General features: G+C 37.0%; 25 protein-coding genes. 3 read left to right on the forward strand and 22 right to left on the reverse strand.

Annotation, left to right across the window (positions count from 1 at the left end; all coding sequences use genetic code 11):
• Position 1: 1 nt before the first annotated feature.
• The 22 genes from RMZ41_RS01675 to RMZ41_RS01780 form a co-directional block, all read right to left on the reverse strand.
• Complete coding sequence (locus RMZ41_RS01675) at positions 2 to 487, reverse strand: LysM peptidoglycan-binding domain-containing protein (RefSeq protein ID WP_322639792.1); 486 nt, start codon at positions 485 to 487, stop codon at positions 2 to 4.
• 1 nt (position 488) lies between these two features.
• The gene (locus RMZ41_RS01680; protein WP_322639793.1) at positions 489 to 1,271 is read right to left on the reverse strand and encodes a hypothetical protein; all 783 of its coding nucleotides are present in this window, start codon (positions 1,269 to 1,271) and stop codon (positions 489 to 491) included.
• A gap of 62 nt (positions 1,272 to 1,333) precedes the next feature.
• Entirely contained in the window at positions 1,334 to 3,427 is a 2,094-nt protein-coding gene (locus tag RMZ41_RS01685; RefSeq protein WP_322639794.1) for a hypothetical protein, read from the reverse strand.
• A 6-nt stretch (positions 3,428 to 3,433) separates the two neighbouring features.
• The gene (locus RMZ41_RS01690) at positions 3,434 to 3,562 is read right to left on the reverse strand and encodes a hypothetical protein (RefSeq protein ID WP_409874694.1); all 129 of its coding nucleotides are present in this window, start codon (positions 3,560 to 3,562) and stop codon (positions 3,434 to 3,436) included.
• A gap of 100 nt (positions 3,563 to 3,662) precedes the next feature.
• A complete protein-coding gene (locus RMZ41_RS01695; RefSeq protein ID WP_322639795.1) occupies positions 3,663 to 4,070 on the reverse strand; it encodes a hypothetical protein in 408 nt (135 codons plus the stop codon).
• A gap of 15 nt (positions 4,071 to 4,085) precedes the next feature.
• Entirely contained in the window at positions 4,086 to 4,544 is a 459-nt protein-coding gene (locus tag RMZ41_RS01700; RefSeq protein ID WP_322639796.1) for a hypothetical protein, read from the reverse strand.
• A 67-nt stretch (positions 4,545 to 4,611) separates the two neighbouring features.
• Entirely contained in the window at positions 4,612 to 6,078 is a 1,467-nt protein-coding gene (locus tag RMZ41_RS01705; RefSeq protein WP_322639797.1) for a phage tail sheath subtilisin-like domain-containing protein, read from the reverse strand.
• Positions 6,079 to 6,170: 92 nt separating this feature from the next.
• Entirely contained in the window at positions 6,171 to 6,785 is a 615-nt protein-coding gene (locus RMZ41_RS01710) for a hypothetical protein (RefSeq protein ID WP_322639798.1), read from the reverse strand.
• The gene (locus RMZ41_RS01715) at positions 6,782 to 7,255 is read right to left on the reverse strand and encodes a hypothetical protein (RefSeq protein ID WP_322639799.1); all 474 of its coding nucleotides are present in this window, start codon (positions 7,253 to 7,255) and stop codon (positions 6,782 to 6,784) included. Before RMZ41_RS01715 ends, RMZ41_RS01710 begins: the two co-directional genes overlap by 4 nt.
• A complete protein-coding gene (locus tag RMZ41_RS01720) occupies positions 7,252 to 7,566 on the reverse strand; it encodes an HK97 gp10 family phage protein (RefSeq protein ID WP_322639800.1) in 315 nt (104 codons plus the stop codon). The genes RMZ41_RS01715 and RMZ41_RS01720 overlap by 4 nt, the downstream gene beginning before the upstream one ends.
• A gap of 5 nt (positions 7,567 to 7,571) precedes the next feature.
• A complete protein-coding gene (locus RMZ41_RS01725; RefSeq protein WP_322639801.1) occupies positions 7,572 to 7,931 on the reverse strand; it encodes a hypothetical protein in 360 nt (119 codons plus the stop codon).
• A gap of 4 nt (positions 7,932 to 7,935) precedes the next feature.
• A complete protein-coding gene (locus tag RMZ41_RS01730; protein ID WP_322639802.1) occupies positions 7,936 to 8,892 on the reverse strand; it encodes a phage major capsid protein in 957 nt (318 codons plus the stop codon).
• A 35-nt stretch (positions 8,893 to 8,927) separates the two neighbouring features.
• The gene (locus RMZ41_RS01735; protein ID WP_322639803.1) at positions 8,928 to 9,497 is read right to left on the reverse strand and encodes a hypothetical protein; all 570 of its coding nucleotides are present in this window, start codon (positions 9,495 to 9,497) and stop codon (positions 8,928 to 8,930) included.
• 86 nt (positions 9,498 to 9,583) lie between these two features.
• On the reverse strand, positions 9,584 to 11,074 hold the full coding sequence (locus tag RMZ41_RS01740; protein ID WP_322639804.1) for a hypothetical protein: 1,491 nt from the start codon (positions 11,072 to 11,074) through the stop codon (positions 9,584 to 9,586).
• Between the two features lie 7 nt (positions 11,075 to 11,081).
• Entirely contained in the window at positions 11,082 to 11,912 is an 831-nt protein-coding gene (locus RMZ41_RS01745) for a hypothetical protein (RefSeq protein ID WP_322639805.1), read from the reverse strand.
• A 422-nt stretch (positions 11,913 to 12,334) separates the two neighbouring features.
• On the reverse strand, positions 12,335 to 12,835 hold the full coding sequence (locus tag RMZ41_RS01750) for a hypothetical protein (protein ID WP_322639806.1): 501 nt from the start codon (positions 12,833 to 12,835) through the stop codon (positions 12,335 to 12,337).
• Positions 12,836 to 12,893: 58 nt separating this feature from the next.
• On the reverse strand, positions 12,894 to 13,262 hold the full coding sequence (locus tag RMZ41_RS01755; RefSeq protein ID WP_322639807.1) for a hypothetical protein: 369 nt from the start codon (positions 13,260 to 13,262) through the stop codon (positions 12,894 to 12,896).
• A 41-nt stretch (positions 13,263 to 13,303) separates the two neighbouring features.
• Entirely contained in the window at positions 13,304 to 13,696 is a 393-nt protein-coding gene (locus tag RMZ41_RS01760; protein ID WP_322734414.1) for a hypothetical protein, read from the reverse strand.
• Between the two features lie 146 nt (positions 13,697 to 13,842).
• Positions 13,843 to 14,961, reverse strand: a complete 1,119-nt coding sequence (locus tag RMZ41_RS01765; RefSeq protein WP_322639809.1) for a hypothetical protein — start codon at positions 14,959 to 14,961, stop codon at positions 13,843 to 13,845.
• Between the two features lie 147 nt (positions 14,962 to 15,108).
• Positions 15,109 to 15,273: a hypothetical protein gene (locus RMZ41_RS01770; protein WP_322639810.1), complete on the reverse strand. Its 165-nt coding sequence runs from the start codon at positions 15,271 to 15,273 to the stop codon at positions 15,109 to 15,111.
• 11 nt (positions 15,274 to 15,284) lie between these two features.
• Positions 15,285 to 15,563, reverse strand: coding sequence for a hypothetical protein (locus tag RMZ41_RS01775; RefSeq protein ID WP_322639811.1), 279 nt, complete (start codon positions 15,561 to 15,563; stop codon positions 15,285 to 15,287).
• A 592-nt stretch (positions 15,564 to 16,155) separates the two neighbouring features.
• Positions 16,156 to 16,620 (reverse strand): hypothetical protein, encoded by a 465-nt coding sequence (locus RMZ41_RS01780; protein WP_322639812.1) that lies wholly within the window; start codon positions 16,618 to 16,620, stop codon positions 16,156 to 16,158.
• A gap of 1,080 nt (positions 16,621 to 17,700) precedes the next feature.
• On the opposite strand from RMZ41_RS01780, the gene RMZ41_RS01785 reads away from it, so the two are divergent.
• The 3 genes from RMZ41_RS01785 to RMZ41_RS01795 all read left to right on the forward strand — a co-directional run bounded on the left by RMZ41_RS01785 (position 17,701) and on the right by RMZ41_RS01795 (position 20,956).
• Positions 17,701 to 18,081, forward strand: coding sequence for a hypothetical protein (locus RMZ41_RS01785; protein WP_322639813.1), 381 nt, complete (start codon positions 17,701 to 17,703; stop codon positions 18,079 to 18,081).
• A gap of 174 nt (positions 18,082 to 18,255) precedes the next feature.
• Positions 18,256 to 19,749, forward strand: a complete 1,494-nt coding sequence (locus RMZ41_RS01790) for a hypothetical protein (protein ID WP_322639814.1) — start codon at positions 18,256 to 18,258, stop codon at positions 19,747 to 19,749.
• Between the two features lie 649 nt (positions 19,750 to 20,398).
• Positions 20,399 to 20,956 carry a hypothetical protein gene (locus RMZ41_RS01795; protein ID WP_322639815.1) on the forward strand — a complete coding sequence of 186 codons (558 nt, stop codon included), beginning with the start codon at positions 20,399 to 20,401 and terminating at the stop codon, positions 20,954 to 20,956.
• The last annotated feature ends 28 nt before the right edge of the window (positions 20,957 to 20,984 follow it).

The raw sequence follows: 20,984 nt of genomic DNA on the forward strand, positions 1-20,984 counted from the left end.
TTTATAAAACCCAGGATATTAAACGCCATACAGGTTGGTTAGCTTCATAACCTTCTTTAGAACTTTTAAGTTTGTAAAGGAGTTCATCTTGTGAGGTAGGGGCAATACCTTTAGCTAATCCAGAAAGGGATAAATTTACATCTCTGAGAATATTTTCTTGGCTAGTGCCTAATAAATTTAATATGGTTTGTGCTTCCCTTGATTGAGTAATCTCAGTGATAGTAGCCTGAACTTTATCATTAACACTTGATATCTCAGCAGAGGCAGCCAATCTAAATTTACGTTCAGCTACTTCTGGATTAGGAATAGTTAAAGTTTGGCCCACTTCAATTGCTTTGAAGATGTCAAGGTCATTCATAGTAGCTAACTCACGCCAAGCTGTTGAATCCCCCAATACTTCATTAGCAATTTTAGTTAGAGAATCCCCAACATTGAACGATACATTCTTGGGAATATTAAAAGGGTTCTTTAAAGGTAAAGTACTCATATTATTTCTTGATTAAATTCCCTGTAGACACATCCAGCTTGTCATTTTTGTATAAACCGATAGTCCCTAAAGATTTACCTTTGCTATCAAACATTGAAACTGTCCCATTCTTGGCTACTGAGACTTTATACTTGTTAGATTTAACTAGAGTAGATAGATAAGTAGGAAGCTTCTTAACGTTAGCTTTAAGCCACGCTACGGCCTTTGTATTACCTTCTTGGATTTGTCTATCAGTTAGTAAATTTGACTTACTTAAAGCGCTTTGTAGGCGGTCTGCTGTGGATTCTGATTTAGCTTTGTTTGGTAATTGGTTTGAGGGGATTTCTAATAGTGTGATATCTAATCTAGCTTGAGCAACTTCACCACCCAACCAAGCTGTCTCAGCCCATTTGATGTCAGTTATAACTGCTGGGCCAAAGCTATCCTTACCCCATTTAAAAGTCACAGGAGAGGGGGCATATTTACCTTTAGCTGGGTCTGCTACCATTAGGGCTTGAAGTTTCTGTAGAAGGAGTTTACAAGTTTTACCTTCACTATGACTTTCTAGTAATAAATTATCTAGCTGCAAAGTTAAGCCAGAAGTGTACCCATATTGTTGAGAGGGTATAGAGGTTAACGCAGTAATACCTTGGTTATACTTGGCACTTCTACTGAATGATTTCTCCTCTGGGTTATATAAAAATGAATATATAACTTGCCCTAATTCATCAATCAAATAGGCATAAATATCTGTGATTCTCTCAGCATTAGGTAGACCCTTAAGTACATTATTATTGATTGACATATATTTAAAAAAATAAACCCTCCCTTTGTTAAAGGAGGGCAGAATTATATAGTAATTGAAGCTTATATAGCGGCGGCTAAATTATTTTGACTAAATTTAATAAACTGGTCTTCAATATGCTGCATAACAGTTTCAGCTATCTCTTTACCATTAGTAGCTGCGGTGTGGATAACTATTGAACCAATACTTAACCCGCCACCTCTACTAACAGAAGAGGCTAATTGAGCCTGTTGCTGTCTATTAAGAATAGCCTCAGTTGAGTTGGCTATCACAATATTGGAACCAGCAGGTGCAGCTTTTTGCTCTCTACTGATAGCTGACATTAAGGAACCAACATTAAGACCATTAGCATAATTAGGTACATCCAATGCCCTAATTTGAGCAGCCCCAGCCTCTTTGCTGAGTCTACCTTCAGCAACAGCTTTATTTACTCTGTTAGTAATAAGTTGTTTGTTATGCTGTTCGTTATCCTCAAATCTTACGTCCTTATCAGTTTTATTACCAGTTAAAGTATCAAAGGTATCCTTTAAGGTTTGTAATGGCTCATTTATTACTTTCCTTACAGCCTCAATTAAGTCCCTTACATCCTGTTTAATTCCAGGTATGTTTAGGGTAATTATATCTTTGATTAGATTAAAACTGGAAGTAAAAGCTTTACCTATGTTTTCTAACCAAGGTATAAAGTTATCTACAATACCCTTCCAATTATCTACAATTACTTTAGTTACAACTATACCTACTAAGGCTGCTATACCTGGTGGGGTAGCTGCTGCTGCTAAACTTAAAGCTGTGGCAGTAACATAGGGTAAAATCCCACCAATTAGTAGAGTCTTGGCTATTAAGTCTGTACTTTCAGGTGTTAGTTTACTTAATAGAGTTCCAACTCCATTAACAAACCCTACCATCCCTTTAAATAGAAGAGTTACCAACTTATTGATATCAATAGTTTTTGAAAACCCATTTAGCCCATCAGCTATGAGCTTACCTATGGCACCAAATATACTATTAAAATCTAATGTTGAAGCCCACCCAACAACTGAGTTGATTTTATTAGCTATGGTAGTTCCTATAATACTAAAATCAAATGAACTAAATAAAGTTGAAATAGTTGATTGAATATTCTTCTTCAACTCATCAATATTAGAACTAGAAGAGTTAAGGAAACTTAAGTTACTATTTAAACCTTCAGCCCATTTAGTAAATCCATCAATCCCCCTTTTAAGATAAATTAATACCCCATTTGGGTCAATACCTAATTTAGCTAATACACTACCTATAGTAGCAAACAATCCATTATCCCCTATAAGAACTTTTAGGGTGTCATTAAAAGCATTTAGAACTGATTGGTTGCCTTCTGTCTTGTCATCTAAGTCCTTAAGTAAACCAAAAATACCTTGAGAGGGATTAAATAATTTATCCTTGAGTGATTCTAATAATCCATTAACTGAATTACCAGCAGCCTTAATTGTATCTTCAGTAACTAGTTGTCCCTGGACTGCTTCAAGTATTTGTTTTCTTTCCTTAACAGTTAAATTCTCTAACTTTTTACCAGATTCAGCTAATTTCTTTTGTACTAAACTTAAGAAGGCTGGGTTACTTTCAGCAAATAGTAGTTTTTCTAACTCAGATATTGAACTACCCCCAAGAAACTTGGATGTAAACTTAGACACATCTTTTGAAGAAACATTGGATGCTGCTCCTAAGAATCCTAAGCCTCTTGTAATGTTAGTTAAACCATCAAGGAAAGCCCCTTCATTGAATACACCATTGGCATCCACAAAGGCAGGAATCAGATTATCTTGAATTCCTAATGCTAGTTTTTTGTATTCCTCTGTAGAGCCAGGTAAGGCTGCGGCTATCTTATTGATGCGCCCATCTAAGTTACTAAATACCTTTTCAGCATCTGCAAAATTACGACCTGTTAAGGCAGCATAAGTACTGGCTGCTGAGATATTATTTAACTGAATGTCAGCCGCTTCTTTAAACTTACTTGTTAAGGCTGATACACCTTTTGATAGCCCTGCTGACAAGGCATTAGACAGTAGATTGGCTCTAAGGGTAGCCCCCTCAATTAGCCCCGTTAGCCCTTTAAATACCCCAGAAGCGTTATCTTTGGCGTTTAAAACTATTGTAATATTGTTGCCATTTGTTGCCATTTATTATTAAACCATTTCCATTTGCTCTCCAGAGAATCCCCACTCAGCTAACTTACTTTCTTCTTGCTTATTAGCCTTCTCATTTTGCTGGTCAATATAAAGATAAAGATGAAAGAGACAGTCTGATATTTCCATCTCTTGCATCTGTAAGTAGGAGGAACTAATGTTCCCCCCACAGGCTATCATTAGTAATTTATAAAGTTCTGTAACTGTAAAGTAAGGTTGCCCTTGAACACTAATCCTTAGCTTTTTTTCCCAAATAAGCAAGCTTATCTCGAAAGTAACCAATAGCAGCAGCTACCCTCTCAATATCTTCTAACTCAAGGAGTTCTAATAATTCCTCAAAGGATAACTTAGCTTTGTCACCAAACTTGGTAACACAAAGAGAAGCTAACTTCAACATAGCAAAGCTATCAGTTTTATATTCTTGGGGGGCAGTGTTAATGAACCCTTCAAGTAGCAAAATCTGTTTAGCTTTAGGGGACTTAACTTGTACTGGAGTGCCATCAGTTAACTCAAAATCAACTGTTTGTTCATCTTGGTTGTAGGTAGCTTGGAATTCACCAGACTTCTCTACTTCAGGTAAAGCAGCCTCAACTTTATCTAATTCTTTTACTTCTTCAATTACTGGTTTTCTAGCCATTATCTTAATTATTTATTATGCAAATGTAGCGGATTCATAAGAGAACTCAAGAGTAGTCATAGAAGTCTTAGAGCCATCTGCTGTGTCTGTAGAAGACATCATTTCTGAGCTAATAAGTCTACAACCAGTCAGCTTCCAAGACTTAGTTCCACGAGCTTGTACTTCACCAGTTGCAGAACGTTTAATAGGAGTAACACTCATATCAAAAGCAACACCGTCTTCATGGTCTACAAGGAAGCTATTAATAGCATCATCAGACTCAGGATCATAAGGTTTGCTGATTGTGACATTAGCATTCTCCTGTGTACCACCTGACCCAGTTCTTTGTATTTGAGCTAACCCATCATTATATGTAGGGCGTTTATAAGTTGTCTTGATACCACTGAACGTTGTCCAATAAATATTAGGAAGCAAAGTTAAGGTGATAGTAAAATCAGAGTTAGCAATAGGATTAATCGTTGATAAAATTGCCATATTTTTTATTTATTTTATTAATAGTTTAAGTGAGCTAAAGTTTATCTTTAGCCCACAGGGTATTAGATTAGGCAGCAGGTAATTGAGTGGCAACAGTCTGAGACTGATTTAATGGCAATGTACCAATGCTGACTCTGACCGTGCTAACCAACAACTTTTCTAAAGCAGGTGCAGATACTGCATATACTTCTAGAATTACATTTCCTCTTTCCAACTCTTCTTGAGTGTTATTGGTGAAGTTACAGATAACTTCAAAAGCAGCAGCTTCAGTAGCACCAAAGAGTAATCTACCTCTCCATAGCCTATTGCACACTGAGAAAGCTGTTTGGGAGATTGCGTTTAGCAGCAAACCAAACCCATCAATGGAAGTGAAAAGGTCATTATCAAAACCTGATCTTAATGTTCCATTAAGAACATTCATAATGACTCTAGTAGGAAGGAAAGTATAGAATTCACTAGTAGAGCGAGTTCTCATACCCCAAACTACAATACCTTTGTTTCTCAGGTTTCTGATAACATTAACCCCAATTGGATTGAGGATTTCTTGCTGTTGAGTATTAACTTTGGTTACTACGTCAAGTACTCCCAGAACTGGGAATTTAGCACCTGCACCAGGTTGTTGTAAACCTTCCTCTCTGAAGCGTCTTGTGTGTAAACCAGCTACAGCAGCAGAAGGAGGAACTACAGTACTCTCAAGGTCTGTGAGGTAGGGATAGAAGAATGCAGAGTGACCTTGAGGTGAGTTGTACAATAGTGCTTCAGTTTGAGCTTGAGCTGGTGTTAAACCTACACCTGGGTCAATCAAAGCAATCCAATCAAAAGCTTCATCAGATGCTTGTGCTTCTAAAGCTAAACCAACTGCTTGACGGTCAGATTGCAGACTTAGTAATTGGAATGCTTCAGGAGCATAGATAAACCCTTGTGTGTAAGCATCTTCAGAGTCAAAGCTGTTTTCAACTGCATAAACATAATCAATTGCAGCAGGGGTTGTAGGAGTGGTAACTGTTAAAGCTAAGTTGGTTCCTACTGTCAGAGTTGGAATAGCGGCAATAGGGTCATCACATCTGATTATCAAAGCATCAGTAGTCAAACCAGCGCCTGCTGTTACTAAGCTAGCTACTGTTGAGGAGTTGACAGCAGCGATTAAACCAGAGGCAATATCTGCTTTTGTGGGCGTACCTGTAGCTACGTAATTTACTGCGGTGCCAGCAATAGTTACTGTGTATGTACCTGCTGCGGCTGTGGATACTGTAACTGTACGTCTAACAGCAATAGGGGTGCGAATAAAGAATACAATGGCTCTTTTATCATTTCTGAACAAAAGGCGGATTGAAGCTTCACTAGGAGATGCACCAAATTGATTTGTGAAGTCTTCTAAGCTGCTTACTTGAGTTGGATAAAGGTAAGCCCCAGTTGCTGAGGAACCAATAATATAGTGAGTTTCAAATGAAGCAATCTCAAGCGCTCTATATCCTTGGGTTGTCTCCTGAATGCGTACACCAGGACTCTTAAAATTTGTGAACAAACTTGTCATATTTTTTTATATTCATATTTTTTTATATTTAATCTATCAATTAAAACTGTCCTAAATATTCTTCCCTTTGATTAGGGTTATATAAAGCAATATTATTTAATAATATTAATTGTTGAATCTTCTATATAAGTAGAAGTATTGCTTTTTATAAATTCAGGTTTGGCTCTATTAACCCTAATAGTTATTTCAGATAAAGGAGGCGGATTTTCAATGTCATAATAATCAGGGGGCTGAATACTTGAGATATCAGGAAAGTCAGTTGTGTTAAAAACTACATCAAAAGCAAAGTTAAGGCTTACTAACCAATCTCCATTCTGCTGATTTACTCTTTCTACTGTTATTGAATCTTCTACTTCAGCAGGTTGAAATGACTTAATATTTTCATCTGGCAATTGAAGTAGTGATAGTAAATGTACAGTGCTGAGTACCCCCTCTAAGCCATTAAAGGGTAATGCGTCATAAGCTAAATCGTATGCGAACCTGTAGGTAATTCTATAAGGCAACCTTACTGAGGTTTCTATTAAGTTCAGCCCTACTTTTTTATGAACTAAGTTTTGTATTGGAAGAGCTATAGCACTACTACCTGGTTGATAGTTATTTGAAGTAGGGCTGTATAAACCTTCTGGTACATCTAAATCCCAAGCGTCAATCTTTACCCTAACAGCTAAAAATTCTTTAACTTTCTGATGCGCTAACTGTATATTCATTTATTATCCCTCTGCCCATTTAAAATTAATTTATATATAGTAGATTGAGTGTCATCCACATAACCTAAACTATAAATATTAGGCTTGTTAAAAGATTTAGTAGTAGGGTTAGAATAAACAACAGTCCCATAAGTTACTGGCGGGTCTAAAATAAACATCGCCCTAGTATTACCCTCTGGTTTAAATAATGTAATAGGGTAGACTTTAGGAATCTCTACTTCAAGGTCATTAACTGTTACATAAATTGAGTCAGCCCCTGGAATTGCTATCTGCATATTCACAAATCTAGGGGAGACTGAAGTTATATAAGCTTTGGGATTTATTAAAGTATCTTCTATACTGGGAGCGCGGGTGATAGGGTCTGTTACTATATGCCTTACTAATAGATACCTACGCTGAGGAACCCCTAAATCTGCTTCCACCTGTGCCAGCTTGTTTTCAATCTTAGCCAGCTTTTCATATAGGTTCATTTCAGTTTATTGATTCCTTTAGCTATATTCTGTTGTAAGTTCTCATTAATAACAGGTAGTGACCTATTAACCATTTGCACTCTCTTCTCAACAAAAGGTGCATAGATTACAGAGTTTGATAATGTTACTGATTTCCTGTTCACAGTTGTAAGCCAACCTGATTTTAGTGCCCCTGTTCTTACAGGAGTAACATTTTTAACTGTATTCTTTGCAAAGTCTGCTGTCTCTGTAAGGGCAACCTCTAATATCTTTTTAGTAGTAACTTTACCTTCAAATAATGGGCCAGATGCCTTGATAGTATAATTAAACATTTACCCTACCAATAAGCTGCGGTTGAATTACGTTTTTTATTAGGTGAGTATTTGTTGTAATTAACTCCTACCCTGAGTAGTTGTCCTAACTCATTTAATAATCTAGTACCTTCTGATTTCAGGTGAGCTACATGACTACTGTATGACAGTTTAGAACCCCTAGATTCCTTTACAAAACTGGTCTCAAGGGATTCTTTTAACAAACCATCAATACTCACCAACTCATCAAGAATAGTTAAAGCTCTATCAACTATAGTGACAGTGTAATCATCAGAAATTAGCTGATTTCTAACAGTAACATTGTAGATAGAATAACCTAAGATTCTCTCAAACTCTTCAACTTGAGGTATGGTGAATTGTGTCATTTACTTATGCACCAACGTTGCTTAGGAGAGCAGCCGCCTTAGGACGGTTCTTTAATTGCAATTGGGGCTTAACCAAGATGGCATAGTTTTCTGCATCTGGGTTGCTAGAAGGTAATTGCTCAATAGCAAATTGCATACCTTGGTTGCCGCTTGTGTTGTTCTGAGCAAACGTATATAAGGATACTTCAGATTCATTCAAGAAGTACATTGCGTTGGGGGTGCAATATGGGTCTTGGATTACAGGACGACCAGCATAAGCAACACCTGTGTAGCCTAAATCTGCTTTACCAGCTTCCAGGATATTGGTAATACCAGTGTTAGTATTAAATAATGTTTTATACTTAACAACCATTGCAGGTGTAGTATAAACTGCGCTAAATGTAGCACCTTTTGTAACCATACCAGCTTCAATGTCTAACAACAAAGCTAGGGATAATGCACGGGCAGTTGCGTTATGGTTTACATAAGGGTTCCACAATGCGGAAGCAGCGATACCAGCGTAAGCACCAGCAGTTGTGGGTACAGCCGTTGTTAAGCCAATTAATCCACCATCAGAAGCTGCGCCTGCGCCAGTGTATAGCAAACCAGATAGTGATTCCATAAGTACGCGGATACCACTTTGGATTTCATAACCAAAAAGGTCACGTAAAGCACCCTTACCAGCAGCTTTTGCTTCAGCGATGTCTTCTTTTTGAATTTGGAAACTATGACGCAAGCGATTTGCACCAATAGCTAATTGAGCTGAAACAACTGAATCTTCAGAGTAGGTAGTAACGTTGGCAGTCGTAGCTTCACCTGTTACGGCAGCTCCAGAAGCGTTAACGTTCCATTTGATAGCCTTTTGGCTAATTGTTTTCTTTTGAATACGATTCAACATTGGGAATTGATTCAGTTGCAAAGCAGCAACTTCTTCATCAACTACCAACTGTAGTGAGTTTAATGCACTAGCAATAACTGCCATAATATTTTATAAATTAATTAATGTATTTGAGTAAATTAGAATGATTCAAATAAGGCATCTTCTGCCTTAAGTTTTTGATTAGGGTCAACTGGAGTTACTTTTGTTTCTTGAGCATCTGAACCCCTAACTCCTGAAGCAGGTACAAATGCTTTTCCATCTTCACTTGACAAATAAGAAGTTAGTGCGTCTTCTAAAGTTGAAACACTATCACCTTGAGCTACATACCACTTACCATTTTCTTCCTTGAGTTTGTCTGAGTTATCAAGTAAGAATACTTTTTGTAATGTGGCTGGGCTTAATGCTTTACTGTTAGCAATTGCCTGAGCAACTGCACTGCTACGTTTAGCTGCAACAGTCTCTTTATCTTTGTTAGCTAATTGAGTCTTAAGGTCTGTTAACTGCTGTTCTAGAGCCTTAAGGGTTAGCCTATCTGTAGATGATTCAGTAGGTTCTGCTACAGTGGGTTGGGCTGTTTGAAGTCTCTTAATCTCTTTAGTAAGACTTGATGCAAGCCCTTGATTAGCTTGAGTAACCTCTGCCTTAATTTCAGTTTTAAATGAGTTTAAGCTAGCATCAATCAAAGCTTGAATTTCTTGTTCTGTCATTTTAAATAATCCTTTTATAGGTGTCTGTCTTTTAAGTTGTCAGTAAAACTTGTCTGGTTTTAACCTTAGCCAGTTGGTTAGTGTTCCTATACTTTAGAAGTGTCCAAAGTATTAATAGTGTTCATTAGTACCTCTATCTCTTTGTTAACTTGCTCTTTTTGGGAGGCTGATAAACTACCTGCTAGTAATGACACCATCTGCTCATAAACTACTTTCAAGGCAGAAGGAGGTAGATTAGCCTTTAAGCTTTCTACATTGAGTTTACTGACAGAATCTAACTTGACTAGCATTGAATCCAAGGAGTCATTTTCAAAGGAATTAAGCCCTGTGACAGAGATTTTTCTACCATCTATACCTGCTGATTTAGCTACTAGTTGTAAGAGGTCTTGGTAAGCATCAACGAGGAGTTCCCCATAGGATTTCAGCATAGTTTCCTGTTTAGTAAAATCCATTTGTTTACTAACACCAGATTGAGCTATAGCCCCATTAGAAGAGGACACACCACCTGAGCTAACTAAATCCCTTACCTGGGCTTCTATGGCCTTTAGAGATTCAGCCATGTGTTTAATAATGTCTCCCTTTGGTTCTGCCCACTGAAATTGGTCAACCTCAATTACATGCTGTAGACCTGTTGGTGGTGGTACATCATCTTCATAAGAATTCTCCAAATCTCCATCAGGTTTTAAAGAACGTTTAAAAGTTCTTTGGAAGTAACTCATAGTTAACAAATCATATTTGGAGCAGTCTGTTCTTAGATGCTCAACTGCTTTACTAGCTGCTTGGTCAGCAACCCAAAGTTGGTCAGGTAACTCTATTTTGAGAACTGGTACTTGGTTGAAACCATGAGGTATAAGGGATACCAAGCTAATGGTAGTGTCAGCATTAGTCATCTCGGCATTAACTTTAGTGATATTACCTTGACCATCAAGCTCCACAATTGCAGAATATTTAGCAATGTAATTAGAGTCAATAATTGTCCAGGTGCAGACCTTTCTAGGGGCAGCTATAGGGTTAGAATCATCTTCTGATACCTGCCTAATCTTCAGCCAATTAAGCTTACCTTTGCTCTCTGACCAATTAGTAACTTGAAGTGGAGAGTAGGTCACTATATAGGGGCGTAGACCTAAAGCTTCCTCTTGTAGTTTGTTAATAGGGGCGACTTCTGATTTAGGTTTATCTACATGAAGATAAACCTTTTTGAACTTTAGAAGTTCTCTAAAGATTAAGGTAATTAAATTCTTTTCTGAACGCCCAGATAGGTCTGTATTCTCCCTGAAGGCTGACCAAAACTTAGGATTGACATCTAATCCCTCAATTGTCATGGGGGCGTTAGCAAGCTTACTAACCTGCTCATTAATGCTGGAAGATAAAATATTTAGATAGGTGAACTTTTTAAGTCTGGTTTCATAAACTTCATTTTCCTCACCTACCCTTTGCTGGAGAAAATGTCTAATAGCATTCTTGAGTCGGAAGCCCCCTGAAACTAATAGGTCAATTTCATTTAAGGCAGGTAACATCTGCTCATACTCAGCATTCTTTGACTCTAGGGTTTCTAGTGGTAGTTGATTGGGATACATATATTATTTATCTTTTCTTATTTTGAATAGAGTTGTAGATTGAAACGCAGGCATATCTAAAACTGTCAATAATATGGTCTGCTTGATGGTCAGCAGGGCGATTTAGCAGCAATCCCTGTGAGTCAACTGCTCTGTGGTAATCTTGAAATTGGGATATTACTTCAGTTAGGTTACTTTTGATAAAGAGGTTTTCTTGAAAGAATAAGTTGTTTATTATTTCAATACTAGGCATTACCCCTAGATTGCCCCTACTGACTTGAACTGCTCTTTTCAATCCAGCTATATCTTTTTCTTTTCCTAATAACCTGGCTGCTATCACAGAGGCAGGTCTATCATCAGGAAGGAAAGCTTTATATATATTATATTTAGTACAAAAAGATGCCATCTTACTGATAAACTCATCCTGTACAATTGGTGCTTCAGTTTTATTAGTCCAAGCATCCACTAAGTAAAATTTACTTAAATCTTTACTTAAACCAACAACTGCAATAGCAGGATGTGTATCTCCCCAATCTGCCCCTAAATAATAACTAAGGTCATTTGGTACATCTTTTATTAAGTGTTTTTCAGATAGCTGGTCAAATAACTGCCCATCAAAATCCTCAAAGCTAGCTTGAAACTCTTGCCTGTATGTTTTCATAGGCATCTGAGTTTTAGCCTGCCTTAGAAAGCTTCTAGGGACAAATGGGTTATCTCGCGTAACAAAGTGAAAGTAAGACCACTCAAGGTTAGCTTTCACTTGTAGATGAAATTTATGTAAGAAGTGTGATTTACCTTTAGGGGTTCCAATTAGCAAAGCTTTAGAATTTGGGGTGTCGGCTAATGCTGGATAAAGCACTTTCTCCCAGGCTTGAAAAGAGAAGTCTTGAAACTCATCTACCCCAACCCAAGCTAACTTTAATCCTCTGAGGGAATCCCCATCATTGTCAGCCCCTCGAATTAAAATATCAGGCTTGGAACCTTTAAGTTTTATTCTAAAATCTGACTTAGATATTGCCTCTACAAAAGGTTGTCCTGCTAGTAAATTAAGTAGTGGTTCCCAATGAATACTCCTACAGCTTTTAAGGGTGGGCATCACTATCAAACATACCGGAGGAGAAGCAGGGTCTATAGGTTGGTCAAAGGATAAAGCTGCGAATATAGCACTAGTAAGTAGTAGCCTACTTTTCCCAAATCTCCGCCCTGAGATTAGTAATTTAAACCTAGCTTTATTCTTGAACACCTCCAGTTGCTTCTCATGTAAGTTAAGGGAAAAGCTCATTACAGTTCTGAGTCTCCCTCAAGCTCATCCTCTTTTGGAGGTTCCACACCACCTATGACTACTGTGTAGCTGGCTTGCTGTTGAACATCCTCACTCCACTCAGTTTTTAAGGCTTTTAGGGCTTCTGTTGCAACTTTTAGGTCATGCTTTATATAACTGACAACTTCACCGCGAGCAGATTGAGTTTGGCATAAGTAACCATCCTTACCCATTCTTACAATCTCTTCTAAAGCTAATGTGCGATTAATTTTAGAATGCAGGTTTATTAGACCAACTTTCTGAGCTAACTCTAGAGTTAGTGCTTCATTTTTCTGAAGTTCCTGAACCTTCTTCTTTGTCTTAGTTATTAGCGTTTTTAGTTGCTGCTCTGTTAGCTCAACCTGAAACTTGTTCAGGAAGATAGCTTTCATTTGAGGTTTACTCAGATGAGGCTGAATGCTTAAAAGTAATGTTAAAAATTCTCGCTGAGTTTGACTCAGCATAAATGCTTTATTTGCCATAAAAAAAGGTGCCACCTGAAGCACCTAGTAATTTAGATATCTATCCTTGAAAACTGTCCTAAATTAGCTTCATAACTTCTCTAGAGAGTAGTTCTAATGCCTGAAGGTATATTACAGCCACCCAGCTTTCTAGAGTCCCTTGCTGACCATTGTGGAGGTAGTTGTGAAGCAATATTGACCAAGAGGTTTCATCCCCTATAAAGTGAAATTGAATGGCGGCCCTATGTATGGAACCCAAACCCCATAAAGCTAACTCAAGGCCAGAAGAATCAAGTTGACCAAATAAGCTGTTACCTGGCTTCAGTTCACTTGCATCTTTGTAGAGGCGAGAGATATATTGGTCGCAATCATCAAAGGTTCCAGAGAACCACAAATCTAAACATTCTTCTAAATCTGTGGAATCAATATAGCTAGTAATAGTAGTCATAATATGTAATCCTTTTGTTTATTTATTAGTAAAATTAATATTTAATAGCTTGAGATTAAGGTGTCTTCAAATAACCGCTTCCAGTCTCCTTTTCTGTAGCTACATTCCAACTCAGTTAGCTGCTGGAGTTTGCGGTTTGTGTACAGAGGCTTATCTAAATTAGCTCTCTCACTTTCAATAATCTGATTGAAGTTTCTATTCATCCAATCTCTTATTTGTTGCCTGTCTCTAGGTGACAAAGACTTATCGTTTGCGTACTCTTGAATTACTTGTAAGATGCCCCAGTGATTCCTTTGCTCTGCGTAATCTGAACCATAAAGCTTTCTGAATTTGTAGCTTAGGGTTGACTTAGGAATCTTAAATATCTTGGCTATTTTACGAAGGGAATAACCTTTTAAAAACAACTTGTAAGCTCTACCAATTGCAGTACTCATTTAAGTGCCCTTTAACTCTCTCTATGCTTTAAATAATAGTTTGATGGTAATAGTAAAAGGTGGGATGGATTTGAGCTTCCTATTAACAAAAAATCCCCCTGGTTAGAGGAGGATAAAGTGGTTCTATTTGGAGAGAATCAGTTGAGTTAAGCTGCTTGGGTGTTCTTTAATTTGGGGAGTTGGATGACGTTATCTGGTTTAGCTTTTCTGATTAATCTTCCAGTTTGGTAAGCATCAACAATAGAAGTGTTTAATCGCTCCACCGTCCTACTACTTACTACACAATTAAACCCTTCTGTTTCTAACTTCCTCTTAAACCAGAAGTGAGATTCAATTGGGGAGTCATTCAGAATGTTATTAATAAGCCTCTCTGTAATCTCCTGAGTATCAATGAAACTTACTTTAACCTTTATACCTGGGTACAAAGTAGAAGCCTTCTCATTGACCTCCTGAATAAGGCTTTTAGCTTCCCAAGAAATTCCTCTGGGGCTGGTGAAGATAAACTCAATTGGTTTACCAGGGAAACGTTCAGAAGCTAACTCAATATACTTCTTAGTAAATAAGGTAGAACGCACATTATCTTCAGAAAGTGTACGGGATTTTAACTCATACAATTTGGTAACTTTAGGCAGTCTCTCTACAAAGTCCCATCTTCTATGACTACCTGGGCTAAAACTATCAACTACTGCTACTTCAAACTTTAGGTTGATATTAGAGTAGCCCGCTAATTCCATAATCTTTAATTGTAAGTCTGGTTCAATAGTGTGTTGTAGGTCATTAGTTGAAGCTACCTCTATTGATTTGGCACCTAAAGATTGGAAGTCTTTAGCAGCCTCTGAACGCCCTTGAACCAAGTAGGAGTAAGCATGTAAAAAATCACCAACCCAAAGGCTATTAATTTTACCCAGTGATATGCCATTTTGCTCTTTGTATAGTTTTTTGAAATTAGCTAGGTTTTCTCCTTCTAATTTAAAAGCTTTACCAGGTAAGGATTCTAACGGGTTGTTTTCCACACCACTCGTTGATTTAGTTTTATCAGCCCAGTTATAGGCATAATCTTTAGCGTCTAAACCTTTAGCTACACTTAGGTCAGCCATGACGTAGTAAGCATTTTTACCATTCTTGTCAGCTACCCACTTAAGGTTGTGTATGCGGGTTAGTCTACAAAGCTCATCAAGAACAGTTGAGTCAACTTCAGGTGCGATCGCTTCAATAGCTGATTTCAATTTAGTAGCAGAATTGGAAGGAGGATTAATAATAGTCATTGTTTATATACTGAGTATTTTTAATTGTGGAGGTCTCTTTCAACCTTTCTAAAAACATGATACTCAACATGTAATAGTAAAAACTATGCAACAAAATAGCCTCCTATTTTTGGTAGGAAGCTATCAAGTTAACTAAATTAAATTTAGTTAGTTACGGTCAGCAAAGCCATTAAAGTCTCTTTGGAAGTCAGTATAGGCAGCTAAGTCATTTTCTGTTAACTGAGGCTGTAATAGTAACTTTCCTACTAGTAGCCCTAGAACGAAGCTGAATAGAATCAAAGTAAAAATAATCAATGTAATAATAGTAATCATAATAATAGTTCCTACAAATTATCTAAGATTTCTGATATTGAATAGCCCAGGGTTTCAATAACCTCTAGGTAGAGTTCTTTAGCCCAGGTATCAAACTTAGAGGAGGTGGCATCTTGTAGGTAAATATTGGTGAGTATAATCCCAGCACTTTTATCTTTAGTAATCTGATACATGAGGGCGGCTTTCTCAAGTTTGGTTAGCTGACTAACACAATCAGAGAGTAGGTCTTCACTTAGCTGAGGTTGAGACTCTTGGAGTTCTTTGAGTAGAGGAGTTAAGTAATCACTCATTAAATTCATTGCCCATTAGTGAGTCTTGTAAGTCAGCTTTTGTCCTTATATAGAATGAGGTTAATTTACTATATGTTTTATTCAAACAGAAGCCAAAGATTGCAATCCCTAAGATAATAGGAGACCCACTGAGGATACCTAATACGGTGATAGCTGGAATTGCAGGATAGGGGAATAAGGAAGTGGTCAAGAAATCGTTTTTCATAATAATGCAAGTCTCTTGGTGTTCATAATTTAATAATACTAAAAGAACCTTGCATTAACTGGGAGACTGTTAGAAACTAAACTGCTTCTTCTTTCGGAGAAGTTGTCTTAATCTAAATGTGGGTAAAATCTTTAAACTAACCAAGTAAGGGAAAGTAGGGGAATGAGGAAACCTGCACATTTTATGTTTACCTATTAAGTAATCTGAAGCTAAACAATATTGTAGAGTGAGCTTACAGTAAGGTTTCTACTTCTGCTACTGTAATTTTATAATTAGACTGAGCTGTACATTTTAGATTTCTACACTCACAATTCTTCAGCTAATGAAACCCATGAAAAAGGAGGGGAAAGCCCCTCCTTGAAAATCAATGTTATTATTCTCTTGCTATCACGTAAAAAACTTAACAATACCTGTAATAGCACCAGCCAGAAAAAATGTTATCTTACTTGCAGCAATAAACTGCATCACTGGCTTTGTCAAAGTCTTAACGCCCTTCACTGTATTATTTAGGGCAGTCTTCCTTTCCCAGTTATCCACCATTGCTTTGGGGACAACAAAATGGACTGAGTAATAGGTAAACCCACTATCAGGGTTAGAAGACTTTGCTGGTGCTGTCACTTCATAAAATATAAACTCCCCAGTGCTAAGTGGGATATAAAAGACATCTTTATCAGCTACTAATGAGCTACTAACAAGTTCACCTGGGAACTGACCTTGATACATCAGTTCAAACACTTCATCCCTGTAAGCTTCCTGAGTTTCTGAAGAAGCTCTCTGCAAATCTTCTAAAACAACAGGTAGGTGCTCAATGATCAAGTTCAGTTTGCGGTTCAGGTGTTGAGGTTTGAACATAGGGAGATTTGATAGGTGTGGATAACTCTGTTACAAAGCCTTCCTCTATCAAATGTTCAAGTATTGAAGTAGCGAGGTGCTTCTTCTGTACTTGTTCATTTCCAGTGGGAGGCCGAGGCGCAGAAAGGGGTTTTTTGTTGAACATGACGCTGCTTATATGAACGAACTTCCTGGTTTGTCTGGAAATATTACTCTAATTTATTCAATTGTCAAATTATGGGATAACCCCACTAAGTCAGCATTTTTGAGGTGGGTCAAAATGCTGAATCACTATATGAAGAGGAATAGGAGGGGGAATCTTAGTAAGGTAGGTTTGAGGTTTCATCGGTTTTCTGCGGGTAGGAATAGGATTTAGTAGAAAGTTTATGAATTTAACTCCACATTACTGGAGTAAAAAATCACTAACTTAACTAGGGCCACAATAGACAGACTGATTTAAATGAGTAGCAACTCGTTTAAACCAAACTTGGTAGCCTCTAAGTGGCTTGAAACTAATATAACCAGACTCAGCAATAAGCTGATTAGGGTAAACCGTCACTAGTAAGTACGGGTGCTACTACAATATTACAAGTAGTAAATAATATAAGTGTATGGAAAGCTAGACAGAGTATTTAGCTAGGGTAAGCAACAGCGATCGCATCCATCTGCCTGGTAGCTTCAGTTAACTATAGGAGATGAGAAACCAGTTAAAAGTGATGAATACTTGATTGACTTATAGCCTGCGGTGCTTGAAGAGAATGAGAAATGAGGCTTAACTTGGGGCGGTAGAGTTAAGGTTTTTTTTCAATTTTATTAAGTAAAGGTAAACAGGTAAAAGAACTTTTTATTGTCTATTAAGCTGGTTCTCCCAAAGGAGAAGTTGTCTAATCCTAATTCCTGACTATTAAGGAGCGAGAAGTTGGACAGTCTGCATTAGTAGAGAGACATACTAATGTTTGGCATATATATGAAAGACTCAAGAATTATATTTCTAATTAACAAATCAATCAAAGAAGACTGGCAAAAGATAGCTGAAGAGAATGGGTTATCTTTATCCTCTTTAATTATTACAGCAGTAAACCAATATGTAAGAGGTTTAAAATGAGTAACTTCCCTAATGGTGATAAACCCAAGAGAGATGCTATTAAAGAGTGCCAGGATATAATAGCAGGTAGAAAAAGTAACCCTAGTTATAGAGAAACATATTCCAGGGCCGTAGAGAGTGAATGTGATGGAGATGCCTTTTGGTTAATAAGGGAGGCACAGTCAGATAGGAAAGCTTTAGACTTTGCTAGAACTGAGCAGGTATTAATTGATAAAGGAATAAATTATCAAGTATTAGCTAACAGATTAATACTTCTAGAGCATAGAGGTAAGGAATATTACTTCTACTACTCTACTAATAAGTGGAGAGCTAAAGGTTATAAAACTTTCTATAGGAGTGCTGGTATAACTCAGTTCCTAAATAAATATGTTCTTTAGTTTAGTTGCATAGAAAGTGCCACTTTACTATGGCCATTTGTAACACCATTTGTTATAATGATACGTATAGAGGATAAGCTTTGCAAGGCTAAAAAGAGAGCTAGTTACTCTCCTTCCTCTCTTCCTAAATAACTAAACAAACTTATATTTTTAAAACTAAATAGACAACTAAATATGGAAGACCACATTAAGAAAATTGATAATTACCAACTTAAGATTACCCAGAAGATGAAGGGTAAATTGGTAGCTAAAGCTTTAGAGAATTTAATAGGCAAAGCTCCTACTAACCAGCAAGTAGCTTATGTATACTCCTTGTTAAGGGTTAGAAACCAGAAGGCACAAGATAATGAACCTAATGATTATTTGCAAATACCAGTTGAATACCTGTTTACTCTAATGACTCCCTTCTCAGTAGAAGAGTATACTAAACTTAAATTTAAAAAATATATGGCAACTGTTACAAAAGAAACTATAGAACCTTTACTTAATTTTATTAGTGTTACAGGACATGGGGAAGGCTATTGTCGTAGGTTTATGGTTGGAGAACAGCTAATGGAGGAAATTAAAGAAGAATTGACTAAGTTGATAAATGGGGCAAATGATGAGTTAGTATTTGCTAAACCTGACCTTAATGTTGGGTTGAAGCCTGCTGCTTGGGGTGGTAGATGTTTAAGGTCTAATCAACTTCCTGAAGTAACTAAAAAAGCTTGGGAGAAGTTAAGGGATTCTAAATTTGTATTTGACTTGAAGTTATTTAATTCAAGAGAAGGTAGAAAATTCAACAGAAGCCTTGAATTAAGCCAAGACCAACAAGAGGCTTTAGTAAGTGCTCTAGATGATATCCGGGAAACTAATGAACCTCAGTATCATGGTTCCTTTTATATCCAGGGGCCTGGAAGACTACATACATCAGGTGGCCCTATGGCTCTAACAAGTAAAATTAGAAAGCACTACGTTAAGCCAACCAACAAAGCCAACAAGGTTATGGAAATGGACTTAAAGTGTGCTCAGTTAATTATCCTTTGTGATATCCTGCAAGCCTCAGAAACTAAGGAACAGATTCTAAGTATTATTAAGACTGATAGTATTTGGAAGCACATAGGGCCTGCTACCTTACCTAAAGAAGTTAAGAAAGTAATCATTTATGGTTTCTGTTTTGGAGCCAAAATGAGTGAGCTTCCTTTTCTAGCCACTCAGAAAGCTGAAAAGAAACTAGGTTATAGATTCACTGTAACCAAGGAAATGGTTAATAGTTGCTTTGAGGGTATACTAAAGCCCCTTGTAGAGCTTCGAGATGAATGGTTAGCTGCCTTCACCATTGACAAGATTGAAGCTGGTGAAATTGAGAATGTCATCCATACAAATGCCTTGGGTTTAAAGTTTAACCTCAAGAAGGAAACCAGTGAGTACAGAAGTGAAGTCAAGAAAGGTAAGGTTAACAATTCAAAGATTGGGGCCAAGCTGTTATCTCACATAGCTCAGGGGGCTGAACAATTAATTATTCAGAGAATGATTGGTGAGCAGATAAATGAAAACATCCTTACCTACTCTTATGATGGTTTGAGTCTAGAAGTTGAGCCAGCTAAGGTAACTGAAGTACAGGAAAGATTAACAAGCTGGTTAGCTCTAGAGTTTCCAGATTCTCTATTAGAATTTGAAGTTTACTAAAACTAAATCTAACAAAACTTATAAGGGGTAGCTAATTCAGCTACCCTTTTTTTAATTGGTAGAATTATCACCCACATTAGTCAGCCCTATAAAGCTTGTGTAGGCTCACTAAAAGTTAAGGTAATTTTAGGCAGCTTAAGGAAATTAACTTACTTGAAAGGGCAAGAGAGGTGGTTATAAAAGTAGACAAGGCGAGAGTTAATAAATCACTACAGTTAACTTTTCACCAAGTTTAGGGCAACTCAATTTGACTAAATGGATTGAATATAGAAGAGATAGATTAGTTAACTTTAGAATAAGCTGGCATAGGGGTGGTTAACTTCAGCCTTTTTTCTCAAAATATCTCAAATAAGAAAACCATATAAATCTAAATTCTATCAAAACCAGTATACAACAGAAACATAGAACACTAAGGTCAACTACTACCCTATCTAAAGTTTAGAGAGCAAGAAGTCAACCAAATCTATATTCATGCATTATTAGTATAGTAGATAGCTTACAAGCCTTGCCCAGTAAAGATTACAGGCTATAATTTCCTTTACAACTTTTTTTTCTACTTCCCAGATTTCACTAAACGCATAGGTGGGGCATGATATGCCTCCCAGATAGTTGGGTAGACTAAGTACAGAAACTCATTAAATAGACAAATATGAGACTCAGTAATTTATTACTACCTGTAATTCTGGCTTGTTCAATAGCACCTTCAGCATTAGCAGATAACCCTTGTTCTTCTATAGCTACTCAAGAACCTAGTCAAGAAATTAGAAAGTTTGATAATAAGAAAATTAGTTTTGATATGCCTGCTAATTACAGGATTATGAATACCCAGTGGGGCTTAATGGTACATAGCCCTTGGAGTTATGAAGTATATAACTGTCAGGTGAATTCCAATTATCCAGGAGGATATAGGGAAAATGGAATTATTGTCCAAGTTATGTCTTATCCAGAAACTACTAAATTTATTCAGGGTATCTATCAATTAGATGAGCACACAAAAGAAACATTTTATCCTGAAACCACAGCCAAGATGTTTGTAATGGCAGGCCCAGAGGCAGCGAGTGCTATTGTGTTTTTTGTTAAGAATGATAAAGTAGTTTCGATTGAGATTCCAGTGAATTCTAATGATGATGGCACTGGGTCAACTGAGATTCCTGAAATTTATAAATCTACTGTTGACTTGATTATGTCCACTATTCAAGTTAAATAAACCTTAGATTAATTAATTTAATAAATTA

Source organism: Nostoc sp. DedVER02, assembly GCF_034530675.2.
GTDB lineage: Bacteria > Cyanobacteriota > Cyanobacteriia > Cyanobacteriales > Nostocaceae > Nostoc.

Bases quoted from the DNA above. Each gene is read 5' to 3' on its own strand.
- RMZ41_RS01675 (WP_322639792.1), bottom strand. From the start codon at position 487: ATGAGTACTTTACCTTTAAAGAACCCTTTTAATATTCCCAAGAATGTA.
- RMZ41_RS01680 (WP_322639793.1), bottom strand. From the start codon at position 1,271: ATGTCAATCAATAATAATGTACTTAAGGGTCTACCTAATGCTGAGAGA.
- RMZ41_RS01685 (WP_322639794.1), bottom strand. From the start codon at position 3,427: ATGGCAACAAATGGCAACAATATTACAATAGTTTTAAACGCCAAAGAT.
- RMZ41_RS01690 (WP_409874694.1), bottom strand. From the start codon at position 3,562: ATGGAAATATCAGACTGTCTCTTTCATCTTTATCTTTATATTGACCAG.
- RMZ41_RS01695 (WP_322639795.1), bottom strand. From the start codon at position 4,070: ATGGCTAGAAAACCAGTAATTGAAGAAGTAAAAGAATTAGATAAAGTT.
- RMZ41_RS01700 (WP_322639796.1), bottom strand. From the start codon at position 4,544: ATGGCAATTTTATCAACGATTAATCCTATTGCTAACTCTGATTTTACT.
- RMZ41_RS01705 (WP_322639797.1), bottom strand. From the start codon at position 6,078: ATGACAAGTTTGTTCACAAATTTTAAGAGTCCTGGTGTACGCATTCAG.
- RMZ41_RS01710 (WP_322639798.1), bottom strand. From the start codon at position 6,785: ATGAATATACAGTTAGCGCATCAGAAAGTTAAAGAATTTTTAGCTGTT.
- RMZ41_RS01715 (WP_322639799.1), bottom strand. From the start codon at position 7,255: ATGAACCTATATGAAAAGCTGGCTAAGATTGAAAACAAGCTGGCACAG.
- RMZ41_RS01720 (WP_322639800.1), bottom strand. From the start codon at position 7,566: ATGTTTAATTATACTATCAAGGCATCTGGCCCATTATTTGAAGGTAAA.
- RMZ41_RS01725 (WP_322639801.1), bottom strand. From the start codon at position 7,931: ATGACACAATTCACCATACCTCAAGTTGAAGAGTTTGAGAGAATCTTA.
- RMZ41_RS01730 (WP_322639802.1), bottom strand. From the start codon at position 8,892: ATGGCAGTTATTGCTAGTGCATTAAACTCACTACAGTTGGTAGTTGAT.
- RMZ41_RS01735 (WP_322639803.1), bottom strand. From the start codon at position 9,497: ATGACAGAACAAGAAATTCAAGCTTTGATTGATGCTAGCTTAAACTCA.
- RMZ41_RS01740 (WP_322639804.1), bottom strand. From the start codon at position 11,074: ATGTATCCCAATCAACTACCACTAGAAACCCTAGAGTCAAAGAATGCT.
- RMZ41_RS01750 (WP_322639806.1), bottom strand. From the start codon at position 12,835: ATGGCAAATAAAGCATTTATGCTGAGTCAAACTCAGCGAGAATTTTTA.
- RMZ41_RS01755 (WP_322639807.1), bottom strand. From the start codon at position 13,262: ATGACTACTATTACTAGCTATATTGATTCCACAGATTTAGAAGAATGT.
- RMZ41_RS01760 (WP_322734414.1), bottom strand. From the start codon at position 13,696: ATGAGTACTGCAATTGGTAGAGCTTACAAGTTGTTTTTAAAAGGTTAT.
- RMZ41_RS01765 (WP_322639809.1), bottom strand. From the start codon at position 14,961: ATGACTATTATTAATCCTCCTTCCAATTCTGCTACTAAATTGAAATCA.
- RMZ41_RS01770 (WP_322639810.1), bottom strand. From the start codon at position 15,273: ATGATTACTATTATTACATTGATTATTTTTACTTTGATTCTATTCAGC.
- RMZ41_RS01775 (WP_322639811.1), bottom strand. From the start codon at position 15,563: ATGAGTGATTACTTAACTCCTCTACTCAAAGAACTCCAAGAGTCTCAA.
- RMZ41_RS01780 (WP_322639812.1), bottom strand. From the start codon at position 16,620: ATGTTCAAACCTCAACACCTGAACCGCAAACTGAACTTGATCATTGAG.
- RMZ41_RS01785 (WP_322639813.1), top strand. From the start codon at position 17,701: ATGAGTAACTTCCCTAATGGTGATAAACCCAAGAGAGATGCTATTAAA.
- RMZ41_RS01790 (WP_322639814.1), top strand. From the start codon at position 18,256: ATGGAAGACCACATTAAGAAAATTGATAATTACCAACTTAAGATTACC.
- RMZ41_RS01795 (WP_322639815.1), top strand. From the start codon at position 20,399: ATGAGACTCAGTAATTTATTACTACCTGTAATTCTGGCTTGTTCAATA.